Source organism: Halorarum sp. SLYT50, from assembly GCF_059821265.1.
Genome location: NZ_CM187555.1, coordinates 1,103,359 through 1,115,068, shown reverse-complemented (window position 1 = coordinate 1,115,068; position 11,710 = coordinate 1,103,359). Strand labels below are relative to the sequence as shown.

The 11,710-nt window shown below is 68.3% G+C and carries 11 protein-coding genes; 6 read left to right on the top strand and 5 right to left on the bottom strand.

The window, feature by feature from the left end; all coding sequences use genetic code 11:
- The first annotated feature begins 126 nt into the window (after positions 1–126).
- The 4 genes from AC6RUA_RS05890 to pstB are packed head-to-tail and all read left to right on the top strand — an operon-like array spanning position 127 to position 4,859.
- Positions 127–1,224, top strand: coding sequence for a PstS family phosphate ABC transporter substrate-binding protein (locus tag AC6RUA_RS05890; RefSeq protein ID WP_499815003.1), 1,098 nt, complete (start codon positions 127–129; stop codon positions 1,222–1,224).
- Positions 1,224–2,285 (top strand): phosphate ABC transporter permease subunit PstC, encoded by a 1,062-nt coding sequence (gene pstC / locus AC6RUA_RS05885; RefSeq protein WP_499815002.1) that lies wholly within the window; start codon positions 1,224–1,226, stop codon positions 2,283–2,285. The genes AC6RUA_RS05890 and pstC overlap by 1 nt, the downstream gene beginning before the upstream one ends.
- Positions 2,275–3,909, top strand: a complete 1,635-nt coding sequence (gene pstA / locus AC6RUA_RS05880) for a phosphate ABC transporter permease PstA (RefSeq protein WP_499815001.1) — start codon at positions 2,275–2,277, stop codon at positions 3,907–3,909. Before pstC ends, pstA begins: the two co-directional genes overlap by 11 nt.
- Positions 3,906–4,859: a phosphate ABC transporter ATP-binding protein PstB gene (gene pstB / locus AC6RUA_RS05875; RefSeq protein WP_499815000.1), complete on the top strand. Its 954-nt coding sequence runs from the start codon at positions 3,906–3,908 to the stop codon at positions 4,857–4,859. Before pstA ends, pstB begins: the two co-directional genes overlap by 4 nt.
- Here the strand turns inward: pstB and AC6RUA_RS05870 are convergent.
- The gene (locus AC6RUA_RS05870) at positions 4,840–5,055 is read right to left on the bottom strand and encodes a hypothetical protein (RefSeq protein ID WP_499814999.1); all 216 of its coding nucleotides are present in this window, start codon (positions 5,053–5,055) and stop codon (positions 4,840–4,842) included. The two genes, pstB and AC6RUA_RS05870, sit on opposite strands and share 20 nt — an antisense overlap.
- Positions 4,986–6,029 carry an Ig-like domain-containing protein gene (locus tag AC6RUA_RS05865; protein WP_499814998.1) on the bottom strand — a complete coding sequence of 348 codons (1,044 nt, stop codon included), beginning with the start codon at positions 6,027–6,029 and terminating at the stop codon, positions 4,986–4,988. Before AC6RUA_RS05865 ends, AC6RUA_RS05870 begins: the two co-directional genes overlap by 70 nt.
- Positions 6,030–6,178: 149 nt before the next feature.
- Between AC6RUA_RS05865 and phoU the strand changes: the two genes are divergently transcribed.
- Both phoU and AC6RUA_RS05855 read left to right on the top strand, forming a co-directional pair.
- On the top strand, positions 6,179–6,853 hold the full coding sequence (phoU, locus tag AC6RUA_RS05860) for a phosphate signaling complex protein PhoU (protein ID WP_499814997.1): 675 nt from the start codon (positions 6,179–6,181) through the stop codon (positions 6,851–6,853).
- Positions 6,854–6,980: 127 nt separating this feature from the next.
- On the top strand, positions 6,981–7,877 hold the full coding sequence (locus AC6RUA_RS05855; RefSeq protein ID WP_499814996.1) for a DUF502 domain-containing protein: 897 nt from the start codon (positions 6,981–6,983) through the stop codon (positions 7,875–7,877).
- Positions 7,878–8,033: 156 nt separating this feature from the next.
- On the opposite strand, the gene AC6RUA_RS05850 is transcribed toward AC6RUA_RS05855, so the two are convergent.
- From AC6RUA_RS05850 to AC6RUA_RS05840, 3 genes are all read right to left on the bottom strand, one after another.
- A complete protein-coding gene (locus tag AC6RUA_RS05850; protein WP_499814995.1) occupies positions 8,034–8,606 on the bottom strand; it encodes a calcium:cation antiporter family protein in 573 nt (190 codons plus the stop codon).
- Positions 8,504–9,307: a sodium/calcium exchanger protein gene (locus AC6RUA_RS05845; RefSeq protein WP_499814994.1), complete on the bottom strand. Its 804-nt coding sequence runs from the start codon at positions 9,305–9,307 to the stop codon at positions 8,504–8,506. Before AC6RUA_RS05845 ends, AC6RUA_RS05850 begins: the two co-directional genes overlap by 103 nt.
- 108 nt (positions 9,308–9,415) lie before the next feature.
- Entirely contained in the window at positions 9,416–11,641 is a 2,226-nt protein-coding gene (locus AC6RUA_RS05840) for a CDC48 family AAA ATPase (RefSeq protein WP_499814993.1), read from the bottom strand.
- Between the last annotated feature and the right edge of the window lie 69 nt (positions 11,642–11,710).

Sequence of the window (11,710 nt, the reverse complement as noted above, 5' to 3'; positions counted from 1 at the left end):
CCCCCCGTCGGCGGTGTCGACGCACTGACGCGCCGCTCGGCCCTCGATGCTCCCTCTCTCGGAGTACGTTTATCTATATAGGAATAATAGTAGGGTACTTACTCGGACATGGACAACCGTCGCTCGATGCCAGGTAGCCCGGTTCCTCGGCGCGCCGTTCTGGCCGGCGGCGCCGGCGTCGTCTCGTCTCTCGCGGGGTGTATCAGCACGAGCGCGACGCCCCCCGACGTGAACGGTGACGCCGAGGACGACTCCGGTGGCGGCGGGTCGGGCGGGACCGAACTGTTGAAGGCGGGTGGTTCGTCCACCGTGTACCCGATCGCGAACAGAGCGAGTTCCTACTGGAACTCGAATCCACCCGCGGACGACGAAGAGTACTGGGGACCGAGCGAGTACGGTATCGACACGGACCAGGCGCTCGCGGACTACTGGGCGAGCCAGTACGGCTTCGACGCCGGGTCGGAGGGGAGTCCCCCGTTCAGGGTCAGCGTCGGCCTGAGTCACAGCGGGACCGGTCTGGAGAAACTCCGGAACGAACAGCTCGACATCGGCAACTCCAGCGCTCCGGTCGCGGCCGAACTCACCGACGCGAGCCAAGACGTCCTTGACAACTTCGTGAATCACGTGGTGGGCGTCGACGCCCAGCCCATCGTCGTGAGTCAGGAGGTGTACGACGGGGGCGTCACGTCGCTGACGGCCGACCAGGTCCGCGCTATCTACAGAGGTGAGATCGAGAACTGGTCGGAGATCGAGAGCTACTCCGGCGAGGACAAACAGATACAGGCCATCGGCCGCGCAGTCGGGTCGGGCACCGACACCGCCTTCCGGGCGAACCTCCTCGGCGACCCGAACGCGGAGATGCCGGGCGTGGACGTCCGGAAGGGACAGAACCAGCAGGTGGCCACGCTGGTTCAACAGTCGGACAACGCCGTCGCGTACATGGCGCTGGCGTTCGTGAAGGACACCACGCCCGCCGTCACGCTCGTGGTCGACGGGAAGGAGTACGAGCCAGGGCGGAACTTGGGAGAGAGCGGGTATCCGCTCGCGCGCGACCTCCACATGTACACGTGGCAGGACACCTCGAAGATGGAGGCCGCCTTCCTCCGGATGATACTCTCGGACTACGGACAGCAGAACTTCGTCGCGCCCACGGGCTACTCGACGCTCTCGGACGACAGACAGGAGAACCAGCTCTCGAAGCTCCCCGCCCCGGGGGGTAACTGATGGCGACGGCCGAGACGTCGATCGCAACCCGGTTCGAGAACCTCGACCCGGGGGTCAAACTCATCGGCGCTGCCGCCGGCGCGACGCTCGTCGCGGCCCTGGTCGCGTTCCTCGTCGCACCCGCGTTCACCGTCTACCCGATCCTCGCGTTCCTCGCGGTGGTTGGCTACGGCTGGTACGCGCGCCAGGAGAGCACGGCGCAGGTGCTCATGTTCCTGATGACGGGGTCGACGGTGGTCGTGCTCGGACTCATCACGGTGTACCTGTTCGTGCGGTCGGCCCCGGCGTTCGGACACATGGGTCTCGACATCCTGTTGCGGACGCAGAGCCCGATGTGGAGTCGGTCCGCGGACGTCTACTCGCTCGCGCCCATGCTCTGGGGGACGTTCCTGACCACGCTCATCGCCATGGTCGTCGCGGCTCCACTCGGCGTCGCGGGGGCGCTGTTCATCAGCGAGATCGCGCCCGGGTGGGCGCGCGAGATAATCAAGCCCGCCGTCGAGACGCTCGCGGGCATCCCCTCCATCGTCTACGGGTTCCTCGGGTGGATGGTGGTGACCGACTACTTCTACAACGAACTCTCGCTGACGGGCTACGGCAGCCTGTTCGTGGCGGGTCTCGTCATCGGCGTCATGGCGCTCCCGACGGTGGTGTCGGTCGCCGAGGACGCCATCTCGAGCGTCCCCGGCCCGATGAAGGACGGGGCGCTGGCGCTCGGTGCGACCGACTGGCAGACCATCAAGAGCGTCACGCTCCCGGCGTCGTTCTCGGGCGTCTCGGCCGCCATCCTCCTCGGCGTAGGTCGCGCCGTCGGCGAGACGATGGCCGCCACGGTCATCCTCCCGCACCAGCAGGCGTTTCCCGAACCGTTCTACGACGTCTGGGGCGGAACCGAGACGCTCACGAGCCTCATCGCCAGCCAGTACGGTATCGCGAGCGGGCTCCAGATGAGCGCGCTGTTCGCCGCGGGTGTCGTGCTGTTCGTCACCGTCCTGTTCCTGAGTGTCGGCTCGCAGTTCATCGAGGCGCACATGCGCGAGAAACTCGGGGGTGAGGTCTGATGAGCCTCGACACGTCGACCGACCGGCGGCTGGTGACGTCCGACCGCTCTTCGACGCTCCGGCGTGCGGGGGAGTTCGTCGCGGGGGAGCGCTTCTCGTCGGACTGGTCGGCGTCCTCGTCGTCTTCGGCGTCGTCGGTCTCGAGACGCCCGTGGCAGGGACGCCGCTGTACCGGCTCGTCGGCCTCGCTCTGGTCGCACTCGGGGTCGTCACCCTCGGACTCGGCGCCGCGTCGCGTGCCGGGGTGGTCGACTCGCACCCGGACGACAACGTCGGTCTCCCGACCGGACTCGGGTTCGGCGTGGTCGGGTTCGCCGTCGGGGGGCTGGTCGCCTCGCAGATGTTCGGTCTCGACACCGCGTGGCCGCTCGCGGCGCTCGCCGTCGCCGCCGCCGTCGCCGCGGCGACCGTCCTCCCCTCCGAGGACGTGGGCGTGACGGTTCCGGTCGGCGCGTTCGCCCTGGCGGTCGGGCTTCTGGTCTCCGGGGGCGTCATCGCGCCCGGCTGGACGTGGCAGCCCATCGAGAACTCCGCGACGTACCCGGCCGACATCGCCGTCCCCTTCCTCGCGGTGGTCTCCGGGCTGGCCGTCGCGTGGGTCGGAGCCCGCGCGCGGAACGGGTTCGGCACGCAGGGCCGACAGGCCGGGGCGTACCTCCTCGTGGGCGTCAACGCCGTCGCGATGCTCGCACTCCTCCTCCTCCTGGTCGGCTACGTCGCAAGCCGGGGGTTCGACCCGATGACGCGCGGCATCAAGTTCGGACTGTTCTGGGTGCCCCGGTTCTGGTTCTACCTCCCGCCGATCGAGGAGTACGTCGTCTTCAGCACGCCGCTCGTCTGGTTCCACTGGCCGTTCACGATGGAGGGCGTCGCACTCACGAACGAGATAAACGGCATCGCGCCGGCCATCGTCGGCACGGTGTGGGTGGTCGCCGGCGCGGTCGCCTTCTCCGTTCCGCTCGGCGTCGGAGCGGCCGTCTTCCTCACGGAGTACGCCGAGCAGGGGCGGTTCACCCAACTGGTCGAGATATCCACGAACGGTCTGTGGAGCACCCCGAGCATCGTCTACGGCCTCTTCGGGCTGGCCTTCCTCGTTCCGCGCCTGGGGAACACCACCTCGCTCCTGTCGGGGATGCTCGTCCTCGGCGTCATGATGCTCCCGCTGGTGGTCATCACCAGCCGCGAGTCGCTCAAGAGCGTCCCGGACGAGTACCGGGACGCGAGCGCGGCGCTCGGCGTCGGCAAGTGGGAGACCATACGGAGCGTCGTCCTGCCGGCGGCGATGCCGGGCGTCGTCACCGGCGTCATCCTCGGCGTGGGCCGAATCGCCGGCGAGACGGCTCCCATCCTGCTGGTGATGGTGGGTGACCCGTTCCCGAGCGTCGGCGCGAAGGTGCTCCAGTCGTTCCAGTTCACGGCCTCGCCGCCGTTCGTGACGAACCCGGCGCTGGTACAGCCGGCCAGCGCGTTGCCGTACCAGCTGTACGCCATCATCACGGCGGGCGTCGGCCAGCGCGAGTCGTTCGCGTGGGGGACGGCGCTGGTCCTCCTGCTCGTCGTCATCGGCTTCTACGCCGTCGGAATCGCATCCAGAATCTACTTCAGACGGAGGCTCAATCAATGAACGAGACCGATCCGCTCCAGGACGAACAGACCATGGACTCGACGACCACCGACTCGACCGGCCACTCCGACGGCTCCTCCGACCCGCAGACCGCGCAGGTCGACGGCGAGAGCGAGGAGCGGATCCGCGAACAGTGGATCGACTACGAGTTCGACGGGCCGGCGAAGTTCGCGACCGAGGACCTCAACGTCCACTACGGCGACGACCACGCGCTGAAGGACATCTCCATCGAGGTTCCCGAGAACAGCGTGACCGCGCTCATCGGCCCGAGCGGGTGCGGGAAGTCGACGTTCCTCCGGTGTCTCAACCGGATGAACGACCGCATCAAGAGCGCGCGCGTCGACGGCTCGGTCGTGTTCGACGGGGAGGACATCTACCGCGACGGCGTCAACCTCGTCGAACTCCGCAAGCGGGTCGGTATGGTGTTCCAGTCGCCGAACCCGTTCCCGAAGTCCATCCGCGACAACATCTCGTACGGCCCGCGCAAGCACGGGGACATCCAGCGGGGGCTTCTCGCACGGCTCACCGGCCGCGACGACGCCGAGGAGGAGGAGGAACTCGTCGAGCGCTCGCTGCGGCAGGCGGCGCTGTGGGACGAGGTCTCGGACAGACTCGACGACAACGCGCTCGGCCTCTCGGGCGGACAACAGCAGCGGCTCTGCATCGCGCGGGCGCTCGCCACCGACCCCGAGGTCCTCCTGATGGACGAGCCCGCGAGCGCGCTCGACCCCATCGCCACCGCGAAGATCGAGGACCTCATCGAGGACCTCTCGGAGGAGTACACGGTCGTCGTCGTCACGCACAACATGCAGCAGGCGGCGCGCATCTCCGACCAGACCGCCGTCTTCCTCACGGGGGGCGAACTCGTCGAGTACGGCGACACCGAGCAGATATTCGAGAACCCGCAGTCACAGCGGGTCGAGGACTACATCACCGGGAAGTTCGGGTAGTTCGAGTTCGAGTCGTTCCGGTCCGTCCGGGAGTCCCGGTGGTCTCGGTAGCCGAGTCGCGTCCCGCCCCTTCCCTCGCGGGGCGAATCGGCGTGACGCCCACGCCGATGCCCATCGTGTCGATCGTCACGACGACCGGCCCGGCGGGCGGGCACACCGCCCAGTCGTACCGCCCCGAGCGCTCGCCGCTCTCCACCCGTATCTCGTAGCTGCTCGCCGGGGGACGACCGCCGGCCGCACCGCCCACTCGCCCCGACCGAGGCGGAACTCCGCGTCGACCTGCTCGGCCTCGTCTCCGGCCACCCGAACCGTGACGAGCCGGAGGTACCCCGTCCGGTTGTGCACCCGGAGGTCGCGCCAGAGCAGGTCACAGAGGAACTCCGGGACGGAGGCGTCGAAGTACAGCGCGCCGTCGGCGACCGGTCGCCACTCGTGACGGCGTTCCACGCCGTCGACGCGCGCGGAGACGTCCACCTCCCTCGTCCTGACGGCCAGCGGGAGCGTCACGCGCGACCGTGCCGGGGCGCGGACTCGGAGGCCGGCGAACCGGGGCGAGGAATCCTCGCCGCTAGTGGTCGCGAATTCGACCAGTCGCGCCCGGCCGCCGTTGTCGACGACGAGCGGGTGGACGTTCCGCCCGTCGCCGCCGACGAGCGCTGCCGTGTCGCTCTCCACGAGTTCCGTCGCGGCGTCGCCGCGGTACCGGTCGCGCGGCGTCACGCTCACGTCGAGGTCGACCCCGAGGTCGCCGGCGTCGGGGTCGACCATCCACTCGAACGTCCCTTGCCGACCGTCGGCCGTCCGCACGCTCACCTCGTACGTCCCCGTCCCGACGAGTACGTCGGACAGCCTCACCTCGCCGGCGGCCGGGACCCGCGTGACCCGGTCGAGCACGGTCGTCTCCCCGTCGCGTATCGTCACGGCCGCGCGGGCGCCGTCGTGCCGCTGGTTCGTGAGCACCACGTCGCGCGGGCGGTCGAGCCGTTCGGCGTCCGGCCCGACGTACGGCGTCGGGGTTGCCGTCGGCGTGGGCGTCGGGGTGGGCGTCCCTCGGAGGGCTGGGTTGACGGTCCGAGCCTCGCCCGCTCCGCCGCGTTCGCCGAGCGCGCTACAGCCCGCGACGCCCCAGAGCACCCCCGCCGCGACGCCGAGCACCGAGCGCCGGTTCATACCGGTGAGTAGTGGGGCGCGACCGGCATGAATCCACGGACGCGACGGGTCTCCCGTGAGGTACGTACTGGTGGGTACGGGTCGTCTCCCGCACCGACCGGGCGCGCCCCGGGACAAGGCTTACCCTCCGTCCGGGAAGACGAGTGAACATGCCCAGGGAACAGTATCAGGACCGCCTCGACCAACTCCGCGAGGACGTGCTCTACATGAGCGAACTGGTCGCGGACCGTCTGCGGATGGGGATGGACGCGCTCGAACTGAAGGACGAGGAGACGGCCCGGAACGTCATCGAGGGGGACGCGGAGGTCAACGAACTGTACCTCGAACTCGAACAGGAGTGCGTCGACCTGGTCGCACTCCAGCAACCGGTCGCGGGTGACCTCCGATTCGTCGCCGCCTCGTTCAAGATCATCACCGACCTCGAACGCATCGGCGACCTTGCGACCAATCTCGGGGAGTACGCGCTCGAGGCCGAACGCGACGTGTTCCCCGACGTGGACGTGCTCCGAATCGGCGAACGGACCCTCGTGATGCTGGGCGACGCGATGGAGGCGTACGCCGCGGAGGACGGCGAGGCGTGTCACGCCGTTGCCGAGGCGGACGACGAAGTGGACGCGATGTGTGACGACGCGAGCGCGGCGGTCGTCCGGGAACTCATCCAGAGCGAACCGACGGACACCGACCACGACATCGAGTACCTCCTCCAGGACGTCTCGCGGTTGCTCCTCACGATCCGCGACCTCGAACGGGTCGGCGACCACGCCGTCAACATCGCCGCGCGGACGCTGTACATGGTCGAGAACGACGACTCGCTCATCTACTGACCGGTTCTCGGATTTCGTCCATCCGTTCGACGTACGGAGCAAATGCTGTCTGTTGGGTGGGATTGGCGGCCGAATCCACCGTTTCGGTCACAAGGCCTATCGGCCTCCTGTGCGTGCACCCGGTACAATGGTGGGTTCTTTCGGTTCGGGGTCGGGCACCTCCGAATCAGCGGACGGGGACCAGTCGACGGTCGGGCCGCTCGACGTGATGATGACGGGGGTCGCCGTCATCGTCCCGATAGTCGTGACGCTGTACGTCCTCGACGTTGCTATCGGGTTCGTCATCGACGCGCTCCAGCCGTTCATCGCGTTGCTCCAGTGGTTGGGGCTGTTGACGACCGTCGAACAGAACGGGTTCATCGCGCTGCTCATCGAGGCCGGCATCTACTCCGACATCGTCGGGATAATCACCGAACTCATCGCCGTCCTCGTCCTGCTCGGTATCATCGTTCTCGCCGGTCTGGTCGGACGGCACCGGTACGGCCAGCGCCTCATCGGACTGTTCGACCTGGCTATCGCGACCGTCCCCGGCATCGGGACGGTGTACAAGAGCGCCCGGCGGATGGGCGACGTGATGCTCGACGACGAGGGCGCGCAGAACTTCAAGTCCATCAAACTGGTCGAGTGTCTCAACGACGACATGTACACGCTGGCGTTCGAGACCAGCGACTCGCCGCCCACCATCGAGGACGCGACGGGCCACGAGAAGATGGTGTCGGTGTTCATCCCGCTCGCGCCGAACCCCGTGACCGGCGGCTTTCTCACGTACGTCCCGGCCGAGAACGTCCACGACATCGACATGACCATCGACGAGGGCGTCCGGAGCATCCTCACGAGCGGCATCGCCGCCGACGACGAGGAGGACGAACAGGAACTCACGGACCCCCGGGAGGTCACCATGGGTGACCTGAAGGAGGTCACCGACTTCCGGAAACTGGAGGACGCGATGTCGTCTGACTCGGACTCAGACTCGGACGGCGGAGCTCCGGACGCGGACCGACCGAAATCGGAGGAGGACGACTGAGTCGTCCTCCCGGGTAGACGCGGGCGGTCGTGAGACGGTCGGCTCACCCCTCCGGTCCCGGGCCGGAGCGGCCGGTCGTTCCCGCGGTCGTTCCTCCGGCGCTGTCGAGACGTTCCGGGCCGGAACGACCCGATCCGCGTTCCCGCCCCGCCCGTGCTACGCCGCGGACCGGCCGCCGCCGTGCTGTCGGGCGTGGTTCACTACGGCGGGTAGCCGGCCGCGTCGCGCGACGAGTATCGCGACTCCGAGCAGGACGTACACGCCGCTGAACACCAACAACCCCTCGAACCGCTGGAAGTACGGCAGGAACTGGAGGACGAACAGTCCGAGGAGGGCGACGGCCTCGCGCACGCTGACTTCGAAGTCGACGAGCAGGGTGACCGCGAAGAAGCTCTGGGCGGCGGTAAGCCAGATCTCGCCCGCCTGTTTCTGACTGAACCGGAGCGGACCGTACGAGCCGAGCGAGAGGCTGTACACGACGACGAGCGTCCCGATGAGTAGCGTCCACTGGTTGAGCTTCGAGGAGATGAGCGCGTTGAACGCCGCCGTCGTCCGTAACTTGCGGACCAGGTAGGCGCAGGCGATGAACTCCGGGCTCTCGCTCGCGAGCGGGGCGACCCACTGGATCATGAAGAACGACGAGAGACCCAGCGCGGGTCCGAGCGTCTCCAACCCCCGTGCGAACGGCTTGACGGCGACGAGGATGACGAACGCGGAGTAGGCGAACATCGCGAGGACCGCGGCGACTCGACGGGGACGGGGGAGCCGCTGGAGGTAGCCCGGGACGCCCAACTGCGGTTCGTGGGCGGTGTCCCCCTGAGGACGACGGCGACGTACGCCCCGTAGAGCCCGACCAGCACGACCGCGTCGAGCGCGTCGATGCCGCCACCGAACGGGATGAACAGGGCGTACACCGTCGCCACTCCGAGGAAGACGATCTCGACACTGATACGAGGCTCCAGCCGGACTGCGTCCGCGAGGAAGCCGCTCCGTCGCACGACCGCGGTGTCGGAACCGGTCCGGGTGCGATAGATCGCGTAGAGGGCGATGAGCGACCAGCCGAGGCCGACCAGGATGCGGTTCGCACCGGTCATGTTGGCGACGGCGAGGTTCGCGGCGGTCTCTGAGGCCGGCGTGCCCGGCGCCGCGCCGGCCTCCCACGCGTAGAGCGCGTCGACGGCGTACTCGGGCGCGACGGCGATGATCGCGAGGACGGCCAGCGCGAACGACCTCGGGACGTCGACCTCGGCGGTTTCGGCCCCCCAGGTGAGGACGAACGCGGCACCGACGACCGCGACGCCGCTCGCGAGAATGACGGCAGTCGTCGGGAGGGTCCCGACGAGTCCGGTCCCCCGGAGCGCGAGCCACGGGAGCGTCAGCGCGACGACGGCGGCGAGCGCGACGAGCGGGTGACGCAGTCGGCTTCCCATCGCGCCGGCCCAGGCACCGGTTCCAGTTATTCCTTGGGGCCCACGCTCACCCTCGGCCGCCGGGAGGGGCAGGGGCCGTCGAGCCCCGTGTGGGCCCCGTCCGTCCCTCTACTGGAACCCGATGCGGCCGCTCTGCTCGCGGCCGAGTCCCTCGGTGCCGCCGCCCTTGAACTGCTCCTCGATGCCCTCGTAGTAGCTGAGGATGTCCTCGGTGATGGTCGGCCGGACGCTCTCCATCGCCCGCCGGAAGTGACGCATCTCGACGCTCTCGGCCTCGTCGTCCTCTCGGAGCGCCTCGATGGCCGCCTCGCGCGCGATGGATTCGAGGTCGGAGCCGACGTAGCCGTCGGTGAGTTCCGCGAGTTCGCGCAGGCTCACGTCGGCCGCGAGCGGCGTGTCGCTCGTGTGGATCTTGAGTATCTGCTCGCGTCCCTCGATGTCGGGCTGACCGATCATCACGAGGCGGTCGAACCGGCCCGAGCGGATGAGCGCCGGGTCGATCATGTCCGGGCGGTTGGTCGCGCCGATGACCATCACGTCGCCCATCTCCTCTAACCCGTCGAGTTCGGTGAGCAGTTGGTTCACCACCCGCTCGGAGACGTTGTTCCCCATCTCCTGACCCCTGCTGGGTGCGAGGCTGTCGAGTTCGTCGAAGAAGACGACGGTCGGAGCCACCTGCCGCGCCTTCCGGAACGTCTGCCGGATGGCTTTCTCCGACTCGCCGACCCACTTCGAGAGCAGTTGCGGACCGCGCACGGAGATGAAGTTGGCGTTCGTCTCGTTGGCGACGGCCTTCGCCATCAGCGTCTTGCCCGTGCCGGGCGGGCCGTACAGCAGCACGCCCTTGGGCGCCTCGACGCCCATGCGCTGGAACTTCTCGGGGTCAGAGAGCGGCCACTCGACCGCCTCCTTCACCTTCTGCTGGGGGTCTTCGAGCCCGCCCACGTCGTCCCAGGTTATCTTCGGGAGTTCGACCAGCACCTCGCGCATCGCCGAGGGCTCCACCTCCGCGAGCGCGCCGCGGAAGTCGCGCCGCTTGACGATCATCCGGTCGATGAGGCTCGGCGGGATGTCCTCCTCGTCGAGGTCGATCTCGGGGAGGTAGCGCCGGAGCGCCTTCATCGCCGCCTCCTTCGTCAGGCTCTCGATGTCCGCGCCGACGAACCCGTGCGTCTCGTCCGCGAGGCGGTCGAGGTCCACATCGTCGGACAGCGGCATCCCGCGGGTGTGAATCTGGAGCACCTCCTTGCGCCCGCTCTCGTCGGGGACGCCGATCTCGATCTCGCGGTCGAACCGCCCCGGCCGGCGGAGCGCCGGGTCGACCGAGTCGACCCGGTTCGTCGCCGCGATGACGATGACCTGACCCCGCGTCTCGAGGCCGTCCATCATCGTCAGCAACTGGGCGACGACCCGCCGCTCCACCTCGCCCGTGACGTCCTCGCGTTTGGGCGCGATGGAGTCGAGTTCGTCGATGAAGATGATGGCGGGCGACTCCTCCTTGGCGTCCTCGAATATCTCGCGGAGTTGCTGTTCGGACTCGCCGTAGTACTTCGAGATGATCTCGGGACCCGCGATGGAGAAGAACGAGGCGCTGGTCTCGTTGGCCACCGCCTTCGCCAGCAGGGTCTTGCCGGTGCCCGGCGGGCCGTGGAGGAGGACGCCCTGCGGCGGTTCGATGCCGAGCTTCTTGAAAATCTGCGGGTGCTTCATCGGGAGTTCGACCATCTCCCGGACCCGCTGTATCTCGCCCTGGAGGCCGCCGATGTCCTCGTAGGTGATGCCGCCGCCGGTCTTCTCGAACCCGGAGATTGGCTCCTCGCGGAGTTCCACCTCCGTGTCCTCGGTGATGAGGACCACCCCCTCGGGGTCGGTGTCGACGGCGATGAGCGGGATGGCCTGTCCCGGCGAGCGCATGAACGGGTGGTTCGTGCTCGACATCACCGGGACGATGTCGCGCTCGACGACCGGGCGCTTGAGAATCTGGCGCTTCACCATGCCCGCGGCGTCCGAGCCGAACTGGACGGACGCCTCCTCGGGCGGCGCGAGCGTGAGCGTCTCGGCCTTCTGGGCCTCCGCCTTCCGGATGGTGACCCGTTCGCCGATCCCCACGTCGGCGTTCTGTCGGGTGAACCCGTCGATGCGGACGGTGTCGGTGTTCCAGTCCTGCCGGTCGGCGCGCCACACCTTCGCGGCGGTGGTGTCGGCGCCCTCGATCTCGATGATGTCGCCCGGCGAGAGCTTCAGATGCAACAGGGTGTCGGGGTCGAGGCGCGCGATGCCCCTCCCCGAGTCGTTGGGGTAGGCTTTCGCGACTTCGAGTTGGACTTCGTTCATTGTGTTGGATGCGAGGTGTTCGTGTGCGGAATCTGGGCTACGGCGGCGGTTAAGTGCTTTGCTACCGTG

Coding starts and splice junctions, on each gene's coding strand:
- AC6RUA_RS05890 (WP_499815003.1), top strand. CDS start 127: ATGCCAGGTAGCCCGGTTCCTCGGCGCGCCGTTCTGGCCGGCGGCGCC.
- pstC (WP_499815002.1), top strand. CDS start 1,224: ATGGCGACGGCCGAGACGTCGATCGCAACCCGGTTCGAGAACCTCGAC.
- pstB (WP_499815000.1), top strand. CDS start 3,906: ATGAACGAGACCGATCCGCTCCAGGACGAACAGACCATGGACTCGACG.
- AC6RUA_RS05865 (WP_499814998.1), bottom strand. CDS start 6,029: ATGAACCGGCGCTCGGTGCTCGGCGTCGCGGCGGGGGTGCTCTGGGGC.
- phoU (WP_499814997.1), top strand. CDS start 6,179: ATGCCCAGGGAACAGTATCAGGACCGCCTCGACCAACTCCGCGAGGAC.
- AC6RUA_RS05855 (WP_499814996.1), top strand. CDS start 6,981: ATGGTGGGTTCTTTCGGTTCGGGGTCGGGCACCTCCGAATCAGCGGAC.
- AC6RUA_RS05850 (WP_499814995.1), bottom strand. CDS start 8,606: ATGTTCGCCTACTCCGCGTTCGTCATCCTCGTCGCCGTCAAGCCGTTC.
- AC6RUA_RS05845 (WP_499814994.1), bottom strand. CDS start 9,307: ATGGGAAGCCGACTGCGTCACCCGCTCGTCGCGCTCGCCGCCGTCGTC.
- AC6RUA_RS05840 (WP_499814993.1), bottom strand. CDS start 11,641: ATGAACGAAGTCCAACTCGAAGTCGCGAAAGCCTACCCCAACGACTCG.